This is a genomic window from Pseudomonas sp. MPB03 (assembly GCF_046605385.1).
In the GTDB taxonomy this organism is placed as follows: Bacteria; Pseudomonadota; Gammaproteobacteria; order Pseudomonadales; family Pseudomonadaceae; genus Aquipseudomonas; species Aquipseudomonas zanjanensis.
Genome location: NZ_CP176770.1, coordinates 2,007,906 through 2,022,490 on the forward strand (window position 1 = coordinate 2,007,906; position 14,585 = coordinate 2,022,490).

The 14,585-nt window shown below is 60.4% G+C and carries 13 protein-coding genes; 12 read left to right on the top strand and 1 reads right to left on the bottom strand.

Annotated features, from left to right (window positions below):
• Window positions 1–22 precede the first annotated feature (22 nt).
• From fliQ to flhB, 3 genes are read left to right on the top strand one after another with little or no spacing between them, the layout of a single operon-like run.
• On the top strand, window positions 23–292 hold the full coding sequence (gene fliQ / locus ACLH0I_RS08855; RefSeq protein ID WP_250961941.1) for a flagellar biosynthesis protein FliQ: 270 nt from the start codon (window positions 23–25) through the stop codon (window positions 290–292).
• A 4-nt stretch (window positions 293–296) separates the two neighbouring features.
• Window positions 297–1,079 (top strand): flagellar biosynthetic protein FliR, encoded by a 783-nt coding sequence (gene fliR / locus ACLH0I_RS08860; protein WP_411386821.1) that lies wholly within the window; start codon window positions 297–299, stop codon window positions 1,077–1,079.
• Between the two features lie 3 nt (window positions 1,080–1,082).
• A complete protein-coding gene (flhB, locus tag ACLH0I_RS08865; RefSeq protein ID WP_411386822.1) occupies window positions 1,083–2,219 on the top strand; it encodes a flagellar biosynthesis protein FlhB in 1,137 nt (378 codons plus the stop codon).
• A gap of 18 nt (window positions 2,220–2,237) precedes the next feature.
• On the opposite strand, the gene ACLH0I_RS08870 is transcribed toward flhB, so the two are convergent.
• On the bottom strand, window positions 2,238–3,356 hold the full coding sequence (locus ACLH0I_RS08870) for an RHS repeat-associated core domain-containing protein (RefSeq protein WP_411386823.1): 1,119 nt from the start codon (window positions 3,354–3,356) through the stop codon (window positions 2,238–2,240).
• 476 nt (window positions 3,357–3,832) lie between these two features.
• Between ACLH0I_RS08870 and flhA the strand changes: the two genes are divergently transcribed.
• The 9 genes from flhA (at window position 3,833) to ACLH0I_RS08915 (ending at window position 14,570) form a co-directional block, all read left to right on the top strand.
• Window positions 3,833–5,962 (top strand): flagellar biosynthesis protein FlhA, encoded by a 2,130-nt coding sequence (gene flhA / locus ACLH0I_RS08875; RefSeq protein WP_411386824.1) that lies wholly within the window; start codon window positions 3,833–3,835, stop codon window positions 5,960–5,962.
• An 11-nt stretch (window positions 5,963–5,973) separates the two neighbouring features.
• The gene (flhF, locus tag ACLH0I_RS08880) at window positions 5,974–7,323 is read left to right on the top strand and encodes a flagellar biosynthesis protein FlhF (RefSeq protein WP_411386825.1); all 1,350 of its coding nucleotides are present in this window, start codon (window positions 5,974–5,976) and stop codon (window positions 7,321–7,323) included.
• 115 nt (window positions 7,324–7,438) lie between these two features.
• Entirely contained in the window at window positions 7,439–8,269 is an 831-nt protein-coding gene (gene fleN, locus ACLH0I_RS08885) for a flagellar synthesis regulator FleN (protein WP_003184001.1), read from the top strand.
• The gene (gene fliA / locus ACLH0I_RS08890; RefSeq protein ID WP_014337177.1) at window positions 8,266–9,009 is read left to right on the top strand and encodes an RNA polymerase sigma factor FliA; all 744 of its coding nucleotides are present in this window, start codon (window positions 8,266–8,268) and stop codon (window positions 9,007–9,009) included. Before fleN ends, fliA begins: the two co-directional genes overlap by 4 nt.
• A 167-nt stretch (window positions 9,010–9,176) precedes the next feature.
• The gene (locus ACLH0I_RS08895) at window positions 9,177–9,548 is read left to right on the top strand and encodes a chemotaxis response regulator CheY (protein WP_064378627.1); all 372 of its coding nucleotides are present in this window, start codon (window positions 9,177–9,179) and stop codon (window positions 9,546–9,548) included.
• 18 nt (window positions 9,549–9,566) lie between these two features.
• The gene (locus tag ACLH0I_RS08900) at window positions 9,567–10,352 is read left to right on the top strand and encodes a protein phosphatase CheZ (protein ID WP_207966032.1); all 786 of its coding nucleotides are present in this window, start codon (window positions 9,567–9,569) and stop codon (window positions 10,350–10,352) included.
• Window positions 10,353–10,380: 28 nt separating this feature from the next.
• A complete protein-coding gene (locus ACLH0I_RS08905) occupies window positions 10,381–12,642 on the top strand; it encodes a chemotaxis protein CheA (RefSeq protein WP_411386826.1) in 2,262 nt (753 codons plus the stop codon).
• Between the two features lie 48 nt (window positions 12,643–12,690).
• Window positions 12,691–13,830 (top strand): protein-glutamate methylesterase/protein-glutamine glutaminase, encoded by a 1,140-nt coding sequence (locus ACLH0I_RS08910; RefSeq protein WP_411386827.1) that lies wholly within the window; start codon window positions 12,691–12,693, stop codon window positions 13,828–13,830.
• On the top strand, window positions 13,830–14,570 hold the full coding sequence (locus ACLH0I_RS08915) for a flagellar motor protein (RefSeq protein ID WP_186728626.1): 741 nt from the start codon (window positions 13,830–13,832) through the stop codon (window positions 14,568–14,570). The genes ACLH0I_RS08910 and ACLH0I_RS08915 overlap by 1 nt, the downstream gene beginning before the upstream one ends.
• Window positions 14,571–14,585 lie beyond the last annotated feature (15 nt).

Genomic DNA, 14,585 nt, shown 5'->3' on the forward strand with positions numbered 1-14,585 from the left:
CCTCTTTTGCGGGTAGGACGATATGACGCCTGAAGTAGCGGTAGACCTGTTTCGTGAAGCGCTCTGGCTGACGGCTTCGATGGTTGCCATCCTGGTGATCCCCAGCCTGCTGGTGGGCTTGCTGGTGGCGATGTTCCAGGCCGCGACCCAGATCAACGAACAGACCTTGAGCTTCCTGCCGCGCCTGCTGGTGATGCTGGTGACGTTGATCGTCGCCGGCCCCTGGATGGTACAGACCTTCATGGAATACATCCTGCAGTTGTACGGCAGTATTCCGCAGTTGATCGGCTGACCCCATGTCGATGCTCGAGCTGACGGACACCCAGATCAGCACGTGGGTGGCATCGTTCATCCTGCCGCTGTTTCGCGTCACCGCGGTGCTGATGAGCATGCCGATCTTCGGCACGACACTGGTGCCAACTCGGGTGCGTTTGTACTTCGCCCTGGCGATCACGGTGGTTATCGCGCCCGGGCTGCCACCGATGCCGCCGGTCAATGCCCTGGACCTCAGCGCGCTGATGCTGGTGGCCGAGCAGATTCTCATCGGTGCCTTGATGGGGTTCTCGTTGCAGCTGTTTTTCCAGGCCTTTGTGGTGGCCGGGCAAATCATTTCGATCCAGATGGGCATGGCCTTCGCGTCCATGATCGACCCCACCAACGGCGTCAACACCGCGGTGATCGGCCAGTTCCTGACGATGCTGGTGACCCTGTTGTTCCTCGCCATGAACGGGCATCTGGTGGTGTTCGAGGTCTTGACCGAGAGCTTTACCACCATGCCGGTGGGCAGTGCGTTCCTGATCAATCACTTCTGGGAAATCGCTGGCAAGCTCGGCTGGGTCATGGGTGCCGCGATGGTGCTGGTATTGCCAGCGATCACCGCGTTGCTGGTGGTCAACATCGCGTTTGGCGTAATGACTCGCGCGGCGCCGCAACTGAATATCTTCTCCATTGGTTTCCCTCTGACCCTGGTGCTGGGCATGGTGATCTTCTGGGTCAGCCTGGGGGATATCCTCAACCAGTATCAGCCGCTGGCCACCCAGGCCTTGCAGCTTTTACGTGACATGGCACAGGCGCGCTGAACCATGGCCGAGAGCGAGAGTGGTCAGGACAAGACAGAAGACCCCACGGAAAAGCGCCTGCGCGAGTCCCGGGAAAAGGGCGAGATTGCCCGCTCCAAGGAACTCAATACGCTGGCGGTGATGCTGGCAGGAGCGGGTGGGTTGTTGATTTATGGCGGCGGGTTGGCCTTGGACCTGCTGGAAATCATGCGCCTGAATTTCTCCCTGCCTCGCGAAGTACTGCTCTCTCCGGGGTCCATGGCCCAGCATCTGCTGCACTCGGGCAAGATCGCGATCCTGGCGGTGCAGCCGATCCTGATCTGCCTGTTGCTGGCTGCGGTGATCGGCCCGATTTCCCTGGGCGGCTGGCTGTTCGCCGCCGGAAGCCTGGCCCCCAAGTTCAGCCGGATGAATCCGGCCGCCGGCCTCAAGCGCATGTTTTCCACCACGGCGCTGATGGAGTTGCTCAAGGCATTCGGGAAGTTCCTGCTGGTTCTGTTCGTTGCGCTGACGGTGTTGCAGGCCGACATCGACGATCTGCTGCGCATTGCTCACGAACCGCTGGAACAGGCCATTATCCACAGTGTGCAGTTAGTGGGCTGGAGCACATTGTGGATGGCCTGCGGCTTGATCCTGATTGCCGCCATCGACGTGCCGATCCAACTCTATCAGAGCAAGCAAAAGCTGTTGATGACCAAGCAGGAAGTGCGCGACGAGCACAAGGATGCGGAAGGCAAGCCGGAGGTCAAGCAGCGCATTCGTCAGTTGCAGCGCGAGGTCTCCCAGCGGCGGATGATGGCGGCGATCCCTGACGCCGACGTGGTCATCACCAACCCGACCCACTACGCCGTCGCCCTCAAGTACGACCCCGAAAAAGGCAACGCTCCCGTGTTGCTGGCCAAGGGCAATGACTTCCTGGCGCTGAAGATCCGTGAAATCGCCGTCGCCAACGAAGTGATGCTGCTCGAATCCCCGGCGTTGGCGCGATCAATCTACTATTCCACCGAACTCGACCAGGAAATCCCTGGGGGCCTGTATTTGGCTGTTGCGCAGGTCTTGGCCTACGTCTACCAGATCCGCCAGCACCGCGCCGGCAAGGGCAAGCGTCCCGAACCGCTCAAGGATTTGCCGATTCCGCCGGATTTGCGGCGGGATGTTTGATGGGGTTTCAGTGGAGGCTTATTCGAACCCGAGGCGAAGACCGAGGGGCGCTAAAAAGTCCGATTCCCATTTACCATCGCTGTCGAAGTCACTGAGGGAATAATAATATTCACTACGTCTAATTTCCATCTTCCACTTTTCCAGCGCAAACATATTGATTCCTCGTACCTTGCTCGCTTCGCTTAGGGATAGCATAAGATTGACTATGCCCGTATCTGGCATTCCGGGGGTTCGAAGACGGGTTACTGTTTTCCTATCCTGCAAGTAATTAAAAAAATTGACTCGGGAGAGATGGTCAATCTTGTTCTGGAAGAGGCGCGTATATTTACGTGGATCGAAAGTATTCGGAAGGATTGAAAAGCTCGCTTCTTCAAGTCTTTGCGGGAGGGTGGATAGTATGGTTTTTTTATGTATTGTTTGAATTCCCTCCGCCGTCGGCCATGGACGTTGGATAGTTGTTTTAAATACATAATAACCTTTTGGAGGGAGGGAGAACTTATTGATTACAATCTCGGCCCCCCTTAAATTAAATACGACCTCGGGCCCGCTTAAGTGAATTCTCGGGCGAGCAGGAAAAAGAGCCGCGCTCACCCAACGCCAGAGAGAACTGATCCCCATCCTTCCGTTCGGGTCGCTCCTGTTTATTGGATCACCTGAACAATATGCATAAGAGTTTATCCCGCCCTTGCCAAACGGACTCAATTTTTCCGAACTATTAAACCGCATCAAAACCGGATTGAACGCCCGATAACCATTCCCCAGCAAATAATGCCCGATCACCGGGTCCGGTCGTTCTCCATTGAAGCCGAGCAGGCTCAAAAAACCGTTGCCGATAGTTCGATTGCCATAAGGCGAATAGGCATGGGACTGCCTTTCATTGGAGGAAACGGCATGCAATACCGAGCGTTGCTGATCGGTCGCTAACAATGTCGCTTGCTTTGCGCTGCCTTGGGTTTCGCTCTGGGCCAGCAATTGATCGCCATGTTGGACAATTGACCGGCTGATGGCCCCTTCGATTTCTGTCGTCAGGCGAGACTTGCAATAAAACCGCTGGACAGGCGCGTGAGTCATCACGGTGTGGCAGGTGAGGCGATCCAGAGGGTCATAGCGGTAAGTGCAGAGGTGCGTGGCTGACATGGTCGACGCTCCGTTTGGGTGAGGCTCCGTTGGATTATCGGGGTTGGGGTGCAAAGGGGGAACTAGCAGAACTGTTAGGTTTGCCTGGAAAGCGCCAGGCCCCGTGGCGAGGGAGCTTGCTCCCGCTCGGTTGCGCAGCGACCGCGATAACAGGTGTGTCTGATGTTTCGTATTCGACTTGTTTCGGGGCCGCTTCGCGACCCAGCGGGAGCAAGCTCCCTCGCCACAGGTTCGTCGTTTGCCTTAGGTGAACAGCATGACCCTGTGGGAGCGAGCTTGCTCGCGATTGCAATGATCCAGTCGATACAGATATTGACTGACAAATCGCCATCGCGAGCAGGCTCGCTCCCACAGGGTTGGATGTGCGTCAGCCGCTCTATTCCAGCCTCCGACAAAAGTTGGAAGGCTTCTTGCAATACCCCGCCTGCGCCCCCTCCGGGCGTCAAAAGTTTGCTTCACAGGCACGGGGATTATTGGTGGATCGCTCTCAGTTACTCAGCACCGCGCGCAGCAATGTAGCCGACCTCAGCAGGGGCAATCTGGGTGTGCCAATCTTGCTGCTGGTCATGCTCGCCATGATGATGCTGCCAGTGCCGCCGTTCCTGCTGGACGTGTTCTTCACGTTCAACATCGCCCTGTCGATCGTGGTGCTGCTGGTGTGCGTCTACGCCCTGCGGCCGCTGGATTTTGCCGTATTCCCGACCATCCTGTTGGTGGCGACGTTGATGCGCCTGGCGCTGAACGTGGCATCGACCCGTGTGGTCATGCTCCACGGCCAGGAAGGCCACGCCGCCGCCGGTAAGGTGATCCAGGCCTTCGGTGAGGTGGTGATCGGTGGTAACTACGTGGTCGGTATCGTGGTCTTCGCCATCTTGATGATCATCAACTTCGTCGTGGTGACCAAGGGCGCCGGGCGGATTTCCGAGGTGAGCGCGCGTTTCACCCTCGATGCGATGCCCGGCAAGCAGATGGCGATCGACGCTGACCTCAACGCCGGCCTGATCGACCAGAGCCAGGCCAAGCTGCGCCGCCTGGAAGTGGCCCAGGAAGCCGAGTTCTACGGTTCCATGGACGGTGCCAGTAAATTCGTGCGCGGTGACGCCATCGCCGGCCTGTTGATTCTGTTCATCAACCTGATCGGCGGCATGGCCGTCGGCATCTTCCAGCATGGCATGACCTTCGGTGACGCCGGCAAGGTCTACGCCTTGTTGACCATCGGTGACGGTTTGGTGGCGCAATTGCCATCACTGCTGTTATCCACAGCCGCCGCGATCATGGTGACCCGCGCTTCGGGCTCCGAGGACATGGGCAAGCAGATCAACCGGCAGATGTTCGCCTCGCCCAAGGCCCTGGCTGTTGCCGCCGGCCTGATGGCCGTGATGGGCCTGGTGCCCGGCATGCCGCATTTTTCCTTCCTGAGCATGGCGGCCCTGGCGGCTGGCGGTGCCTACCTGTTCTGGAAGAAGCAGAACGTGCAGAAAGTCCAGGCCCTGCAAGAGGTCAAGCGCCAGCAGGAACTGCTGCCGTCGCCGGCCCGCGCCATGGAAACCAAGGAATTGGGCTGGGATGACGTGACGCCAATCGACATGATCGGCCTGGAAGTCGGTTATCGCCTGATTCCTTTGGTCGACCGCAACCAGGGTGGTCAGTTGCTGGCGCGGATCAAGGGGGTGCGCAAGAAGCTCTCCCAGGACCTGGGCTTCTTGATGCCCACTGTGCACATCCGCGACAACCTCGACCTGGCGCCGAGCGCCTATCGTCTGACACTGATGGGCGTGATCCTGGCCGAAGCCGAGATCTACCCCGACCGCGAGCTGGCGATCAACCCTGGCCAGGTCTACGGCAGCCTCAACGGCATCACCGCCAAGGATCCGGCTTTTGGCCTGGAGGCGGTGTGGATCGAAATCAGTCAGCGGGCCCAGGCCCAGTCCCTCGGCTACACCGTGGTGGACGCCAGTACCGTGGTGGCGACCCACTTGAACCAGATTCTGTACAAGCACTCCAGCGAGTTGATTGGCCACGAAGAAGTCCAGCAACTCCTGCAAGTACTGGCCAAAGGCTCGCCGAAGCTGGCTGAAGAGTTGGTGCCGGGCGTGGTTTCGTTGTCGCAGTTGCTCAAGGTGCTGCAAGCGTTGTTGGCCGAACAAGTGCCCGTGCGCGACATACGCAGTATTGCCGAAGCCATCGCCAACAACGCGTCCAAGAGTCAAGATACCGCCGCCCTGGTGGCCGCGGTTCGGGTCGGCGTATCCCGTGCAATCGTCCAAAGCATTGTAGGCACTGAGTCTGAGCTGCCTGTTATCACCTTGGAGCCAAGGTTGGAACAGATATTGCTCAATAGTCTGCAGAAGGCAGGACAAGGCTCGGAAGAGGGTGTTCTGCTGGAGCCAAGCATGGCCGAGAAGCTGCAGCGTTCGCTGATCGAGGCAGCCCAGCGGCAAGAGATGCAAGGCCAACCGGTGATCCTGCTGGTGGCCGGTCCGATTCGCGCGATGCTCTCGCGATTCGGACGCCTCGCGGTCCCGGGGCTGCATGTGCTGGCGTACCAGGAAATACCGGACAACAAGCAAGTGACCATCGTTGCGACAGTAGGGCCCAACGGCTGAGGTAGTGGTTTATGCAAGTGAAGCGTTTTTTCGCCGCAGACATGCGTCAGGCCATGAAACTGGTTCGTGACGAGCTGGGCGCTGAAGCAGCCATCATTGGCAACCGTCGTATCGCCGGCGGTGTCGAGCTGACGGCGGCCCTGGATTACAAATTGTCGGCGCTGGCGCCACGGGTTCCGAACATGGAACTTGAAGATGAGCTGCGCAAGACTCAATCGCGCATCGCCAGCGCCCAGGCCGAACTGAGCCTGCGCAGCAGCGAAGGCGAAGGTGCGCCGGGCATCAATCGTCAATTGTTCGCCGGTCAACCGCTGACCGCCGGCCTGCCGTTGACCGCCGCCGAACCGCTGATGGAACAGGTCCAGGCCGAACCGCGTCGTCCAGAGCCGGCACCTGCCGCGCCAGCCCGTGGGCTTGACCCGCGCGCCCTGGACTCGATGCGCTTCGAACTCAACAGCCTGCGCGAGCTGATGGAAGTCCAGCTCGGCTCCCTGGCCTGGAACCAGCTGCAAGGCAGCCGTCCGGCCCAGGCCAACCTGTGGCGTCGCCTGCAACGCATCGGCCTGTCCGGCCCGTTGTCCCGCGACCTGCTGGCGCTGATCAATGGTATCGAAGAGCCGCGCCAAGCCTGGCGCATGTTGCTGGCGCACCTGGCACGCATGATTGCCACGCCGGAAGTCGAGCCGCTGGAAGAGGGCGGGGTCATTGCCATGGTCGGTCCTGCCGGCATGGGCAAGACCACCACCCTGGCCAAGCTCGCCGCCCGTTATGTACTCAAGTACGGCGCCCAGAGCATCGCCCTGGTAAGCATGGACAGTTTCCGTATCGGTGCCCAGGAACAACTCAAGACCCTGGGCCGCATCCTCAATGTGTCGGTGACCCATGTGGATCCGGGCCAATCCCTGGCCCAGGCGCTGGAGCCGCTGCTGCGCAAACGCGTCGTGCTGATCGATACCGCCGGCCTGCAAGCCAGCGATCCGGCCCTGCGCATGCAGCTCGAAAGCCTGGCCGGACGCGGTATCAAGTCAAAAAATTATCTCGTGTTGGCAACCACCAGCCAAAAACAGGTTCTAACCGCCGCATATCACAGCTACAAACGCTGCGGGCTGGCCGGCTGCATCCTGACTAAGCTGGACGAAACGGCAAGCCTGGGCGAGGTGTTGAGCCTGGCGATCGGTCATGAACTGCCGGTGGCCTACCTGACCGATGGGCCGCGGATCCCGGATGATTTGCATCTGCCGCGCCGTCATCAATTGGTCAGTCGTGCCGTAAGTGTGCAAATGCAGGAAGAACCCAGCGAGGAAGCCATGGCTGACATGTTCGCTGACATCTACCACAGCCCGACCAAGCAGGTCGGCTGAGGTAATCATGAATATTTTTTGTACCTACATCGATGGTCTGCCATGCATTGTTCCGTATGCGAACGCGCAGCCAGTAATGTGGCCTCCGTCTAAGAAGACAAGGTAAAGAACGAACATGGGCAGCATGCATCCCGTACAGGTGATCGCGGTGACCGGCGGCAAAGGTGGCGTCGGGAAGACTAACGTGTCAGTGAACTTGTCCCTGGCTCTGGCAGAGCTTGGCCGACGGGTCATGCTGCTGGACGCCGACCTGGGCCTGGCGAACGTCGACGTGTTGTTGGGGCTTACCCCCAAACGCACCCTGGCGGACGTGATCGAAGGCCGTTGCGAACTGCGCGACGTGCTGTTGCAGGGGCCGGGCGGGATTCGCATCGTGCCGGCTGCCTCCGGCACCCAGAGCATGGTTCACCTGACCCCGGCGCAGCACGCGGGCCTGATCCAGGCGTTCAGCGACATCGGCGACAACCTCGATGTGCTGGTGATCGACACCGCGGCCGGCATCGGCGACTCGGTCGTCAGTTTCGTGCGCGCCGCCCAGGAAGTGCTGCTGGTGGTCTGCGACGAACCGACGTCCATCACCGACGCCTATGCCCTGATCAAACTGCTTAACCGCGACTATGGCATGAACCGCTTCCGCGTCCTGGCCAACATGGCCCAGAGCCCGCAGGAAGGACGCAACCTGTTCGCCAAATTGACGAAGGTCACCGATCGCTTTCTGGACGTCGCCCTACAATACGTCGGTGCAGTGCCTTACGACGAAAGCGTGCGCAAGGCCGTCCAGAAGCAACGTGCCGTTTATGAAGCCTTTCCACGTTCCAAATGCGCGCTGGCGTTCAAGGCGATCGCCCAGAAGGTCGATACCTGGCCACTACCGGCCAACCCCCGCGGGCATCTGGAGTTTTTCGTCGAGCGTCTTGTGCAACAAACAGCAGGGCCCGTGTTATGACAGCCAGCGGTTACAACCATCTCTACAAAAAATCGGCACGGGACGCCCAATACGAATTGATCGAGCGTTATGCGCCACTGGTCAAGCGTATCGCCTATCACTTGCTGGCGCGGTTGCCAGCCAGTGTCCAGGTCGAGGATTTGATCCAGGCCGGCATGATCGGCCTGCTTGAAGTGTCGAACAAATACGACGCCAGCAAGGGCGCCAGTTTCGAGACCTATGCCGGTATTCGCATTCGTGGGGCGATGCTCGATGAAGTCCGCAAGGGTGATTGGGCGCCGCGTTCGGTGCACCGCAATACCCGCATGGTCAGTGACGCGATTCGGGCAATCGAAGCTAAAACTGGGCGTGACGCTAAAGATCACGAGGTTGCGGCCGAACTCCAGTTGAGTCTCGATGATTATTACGGGATTTTGAACGATACCTTGGGCAGTCGCCTGTTCAGCTTCGACGACCTCTTGCAGGACGGCGAGCACGAAGGGCTGCATGAGGATAACGCGAGTGCTCACATGGAGCCGTCACGTGACCTGGAAGATGAACGTTTCCAGAGCGCGCTGGCGGATGCGATTGCCAATTTGCCGGAACGTGAGCGACTGGTCTTGGCGCTGTACTACGACGAAGAGCTGAACCTCAAGGAAATCGGTGAGGTCCTGGGGGTCAGCGAATCTCGGGTCAGCCAGTTACACAGCCAGTGCGCGGCCCGCTTGCGGGGCCGTTTGGGGGAGTGGCGAGCGCGCTGACAGGCAGTGTGGGGACACTGCGAGCGGGACTGGCATGGCGTTGCCGGGTCAGTTTCCATCCGTTGTGCTCCAGACCGTTGTCGAGTGTTGTGCCGGAATTGATTGAAATGGCGCGTCCAGGTGCTGGGCGCGTTTAAGACTGCTTGGAGGTCGAATTGGACAAGAACATGAAAATCCTCATCGTTGATGACTTCTCAACGATGCGGCGGATCATAAAAAACCTGTTGCGTGACCTTGGGTTCACCAACACGGTCGAGGCGGATGATGGCGTCACAGCCATTCCGGTCCTCAACAGCGGGAGCATCGACTTTCTGGTGACTGACTGGAACATGCCCGGCATGACCGGTATCGACTTGCTGCGCCATGTGCGCGCCGACGAAAAACTCAAGCACCTCCCGGTGCTGATGGTGACTGCCGAAGCCAAGCGCGAGCAGATCATCGAAGCGGCCCAGGCCGGTGTAAACGGCTATGTGGTCAAGCCCTTCACGGCCCAGGCGTTGAAAGAGAAGATCGAAAAAATCTTCGAACGCATCGGTTAACGGCGCCACGGGGGAGCTATGGACAACGAATCTTCAATGGGCGATTTCGAATCGACCCTGAAAAAACATGCCCGCGAACTGGTCGACAGCCTTGAAAAAGGTCGCTTTGGCGATGCGGTTCAAATGATCCATGAGCTCAACCAGACCCGTGACCGTGGTCTGTATCAGGAAGTGGGCAAGCTCACGCGTGAACTGCACAGCGCGATTGTCAATTTCCAGATCGACCCGCACATGCCGCAGGCCGAGGAAGTCTCGCAGATCACCGACGCCACCGAGCGCCTGGGCTATGTGGTCAAGCTGACCGAGGCGGCGGCCAACCGCACCATGGACCTGGTGGAAAGCGCTACGCCGCTGGTCAATGGCCTGAGTGAAGAGGCCCAGGCCTTGAGCACCGACTGGGGCCGGTTCATGCGTCGCGAAGTCGGTGCTGAAGAATTTCGGGAGCTGGCCCGTCGGGTCGACGGTTTCCTGACGCGCAGCAGCAGCGAAAACCGCGCCGTGGCCAGCAACCTCAACGACATTCTGCTGGCCCAGGACTATCAAGACCTGACCGGCCAGGTGATCAAGCGTGTGACCCAACTGGTCACCGAAGTGGAAAGCAACCTGCTCAAACTGGTGCTGATGGCTAGCCAGGTCGACCGCTTTGCAGGCATCGAACACGACCGTGAAGCGATGCTTGCCGAAAAAGATCCACAAAAACATCTCTCTCAGGGTGAAGGTCCGCAAATTCATGCCGATAAAAGAGAAGACGTTATGTCCGGTCAGGACGATGTGGACGATTTGCTGTCCAGCCTTGGATTTTGATTTAGCCCTATTTTAGGAGCAGCCATTAATGAGCTTCGGCGCCGATGAAGAGATCCTTCAGGATTTCCTGGTTGAGGCCGGCGAGATTCTAGAGCAACTGTCCGAACAGCTGGTCGAGCTGGAAAGCCGACCTGATGATGCGGATCTGCTCAATGCAATTTTTCGCGGTTTCCACACTGTAAAAGGAGGCGCCGGCTTCCTCCAGCTCAACGAGCTGGTGGAGTGCTGTCACATTGCCGAGAACGTGTTCGACATCCTGCGCAAGGGTGAGCGTCGCGTTGATTCGGAATTGATGGACGTGGTGCTCGAAGCGCTGGATGCGGTCAACAGCATGTTCAGCGAAGTGCGTGAGCGCTCGCCGATTACCCCAGCCACCCCCGAGCTGCTCGCCGCGCTGGCACGCCTGGCCGAGCCGCAATCGGCTGACGAAGCCGCGCCGGTTGCCGAGGCGGTGGTTGAAGAACCGGTCGCCGAGGAATCGGGCGACATCACCGATAACGAATTTGAACAGTTGCTGGACTCCCTGAGTGCCGTCAAGGCCCAGGCCGAAGCGCCGGCCGCTCAGGTTGCGCCGGCTGCACCGGCCAGCAATGGGGCTGGCAGCGACGAAATCACCGATGCCGAGTTCGAGTCGCTGCTCGACCAGCTTCACGGCAAGGGCCAGTTCGCGCCAGATGCCGTTGTCCCGCCAGCAGCCCCGGCCGCCCCGAAAGCGGCGGGCGACAGCTCGGACATCACCGACGACGAATTCGAAGCCTTGCTCGACCAGTTGCATGGCAAGGGCACCTTTGCCGTTGACGCCCTGGATTCGGCCATCGCTTCCGCGCCGACGCCAGCCAAGCCGGCTGCCGCCGCGGCTGGCAGCGACCTGATCAGCGATCATGAATTCGAATCGCTGCTCGACGAACTGCACGGCAAAGGCAAGTTCACAGAAGTCGGGAAGGCCACGGCTGCCCCTGCTGCCGGCACCACCGCCACTGCTGCGCCAGCGGCCAAGGCCGCGCCTAAACCCGCCGCCAAGGCACCTGAGCCCAAGGCCGAGCCCGCCAAGCCTGCCGCCGCCCCGGCGCCTGCCCGTGCTGCGGCGGCTGCGCCGCCAGCGGAAAAACCGGCCAGCGAAGCCGAGACCACCGTTCGGGTCGATACCGCGCGCCTGGACGAGATCATGAACATGGTCGGCGAGCTGGTGCTGGTGCGTAACCGCCTGGTGCGCCTGGGCCTCAACAGCCAGGACGAAGCCATGTCCAAGGCCGTGTCGAACCTTGACGTGGTCACGGCGGACCTGCAAACCGCGGTCATGAAGACCCGGATGCAGCCGATCAAGAAAGTTTTCGGGCGCTTCCCGCGCCTGGTTCGCGACCTGGCTCGCCAGCTCAAGAAAGAAATCAACCTGGAACTGGTGGGTGAAGAGACCGACCTCGACAAGAACCTTGTCGAGGCCCTGGCCGACCCGCTGGTCCACTTGGTGCGCAACGCGGTCGACCACGGCATCGAGTCGCCGGAAGAACGCGAAGCCTCGGGCAAGGTCCGTGGCGGCAAGGTGATCCTGGCCGCTGAGCAGGAGGGCGACCACATCCTGCTGTCGATCTCCGACGACGGCAAGGGCATGGACCCGAACGTGCTGCGTGCCATCGCGGTGAAACGCGGTGTGATGGACAAGGACGCCGCCGACCGCCTGAGCGACACCGAGTGCTACAACCTGATCTTCGCCCCGGGCTTCTCGACCAAGACCGAGATCTCCGACGTGTCGGGCCGTGGCGTGGGCATGGACGTGGTGAAAACCAAGATTTCCCAGCTCAACGGTTCGATCAATATCTACTCGACCAAGGGCCAGGGCTCGAAGATCGTCATCAAGGTCCCGTTGACCCTGGCGATCATGCCGACGCTCATGGTGATGCTGGGCAACCAGGCCTTCGCCTTCCCATTGGTCAACGTCAACGAGATTTTCCACCTCGACCTGTCGCGCACCAACGTGGTCGACGGCCAGGAAGTGGTCATCGTGCGGGACAAGGCGCTGCCGCTGTTCTACCTCAAGCGCTGGCTGGTCAGCTCCGCTGCTCACGTCGAGCAAGGCGAAGGCCACGTGGTGATCCTTTCGGTGGGCACCCAGCGGATCGGCTTTGTCGTCGACCAGTTGGTGGGCCAGGAAGAAGTGGTCATCAAGCCGTTGGGCAAGATGCTCCAGGGCACCCCGGGCATGTCCGGCGCCACCATCACCGGCGACGGCCGCATCGCGTTGATTCTCGATGTGCCAAGCATGCTCAAGCGTTACGCCGCCCGGCGTATTTGATTCTGGAGGGGCGTGGCCCAGGGCCGCGTCTCGTCTAACGGAGTGTTTATGGTAGTTAAAGTCCTGGTGGTGGACGATTCGGGTTTTTTCCGTCGCCGCGTCTCGGAAATTCTTTCAGCGGACACGAGTATTCAGGTCGTCGGTACCGCGACTAACGGCAAAGAGGCGATCGATCAGGCGCTGGCACTCAAGCCGGACGTGATCACCATGGACTACGAGATGCCGATGATGGACGGCATCACGGCCGTGCGGCATATCATGCAGCGCTGCCCGACCCCGGTCTTGATGTTCTCCTCCCTGACCCATGAAGGCGCCCGGGTGACCCTCGATGCGCTGGACGCCGGCGCGGTGGATTTCCTGCCGAAGAATTTCGAAGACATTTCGCGCAACCCGGACAAGGTCCGGCAGTTGCTGTGCGAGAAGGTCCACAGCATTTCCCGCAGCAATCGCCGTGTCAGTGCCTACAGCGCGCCGGCACCCGCCCCGGTTGCGGCGCCAAGCCCGGCGCCTGCGCCTGCGCCGACGGCTTCGAGCAGCTTCAATCCTGCACCGGTGCGTAGCGCCCCGGCACCTGCGCCGACGCGTTCGGCGCCTGCCAGTGCATCGTCGCCGGCACCCAAGCGCAAAGCCTACAAGCTGGTGGCGATCGGCACGTCCACCGGCGGCCCGGTGGCGCTGCAACGGGTCCTGACTCAATTGCCCGCCAACTTCCCGGCCCCCATCGTGCTGATCCAGCACATGCCGGCGGCGTTCACCAAGGCATTTGCCGAGCGCTTGGACAAGCTCTGCAACATCAGCGTCAAGGAAGCCGAGGATGGCGACATCCTGCGTCCCGGCCTGGCGTTGCTGGCACCGGGTGGCAAGCAGATGATGATCGACGGCCGCGGCGCGGTGAAAATCCTGCCGGGCGATGAGCGTCTGAACTACAAGCCTTGCGTGGACATTACCTTCGGTTCCGCCGCCAAGTCCTACGGCGACAAAGTTTTGGCAGTGGTGCTGACCGGCATGGGCGCCGACGGTCGCGAAGGCGCGCGCCTGCTCAAGCAGGGCGGCAGTGCGATCTGGGCCCAGGACGAAGCCAGTTGCGTGATCTACGGCATGCCCATGGCGATCGTGAAAGCTGATCTTGCCGACGCGGTGTACGGGTTGGACGACATCGGTAGACACCTGGTCGAGGCCTGCATTTAATGGATGTGCTCAGCCTGATTGGCATCACCATGGCGTTCGTTGCCATCATTGGCGGCAATTACCTGGAAGGCGGTCATCTCGGCGCGCTGGCCAACGGTCCGGCGGCGTTGATCGTGATCGGCGGCACCATTGGCGCGGCGCTGTTGCAATCACCGATGAGCGCTTTCAAGCGCGCCATGCAGGTGCTGATCTGGATTCTGTTCCCGCCCCGTGTCGACCTGGCCGGTGGCATCGACCGCGTGGTGAACTGGAGCCTGACCGCTCGCAAGGAAGGCTTGCTGGGGCTGGAAGGGGTGGCCGATGCCGAACCTGACAGCTATTCGCGCAAAGGCCTGCAATTGCTGGTGGACGGCGCCGAGCCGGAAGCCATCCGCAGCATCCTGGAAGTGGACTTCTACACCCAGGAAAGTCGCGACATCGAGGCGGCCAAGGTCTTCGAAAGCATGGGCGGCTACGCGCCGACCATTGGCATCATCGGTGCAGTGATGGGCCTGATCCATGTAATGGGCAACCTGGCCGATCCGTCGCAACTGGGCAGCGGCATCGCCGTGGCCTTCGTCGCGACGATCTACGGCGTGGCGAGCGCCAACCTGGTGTTGCTGCCGATCGCGGCCAAACTCAAGTCCATCGCGTTGCGCCAGTCGCGCTATCGCGAAATGCTGCTGGAAGGGATCCTGTCGATCGCCGAGGGTGAGAACCCGCGCTCCATTGAATTGAAGCTCCAGGGCTTCATGGACTGATGGGGGATATGGAGC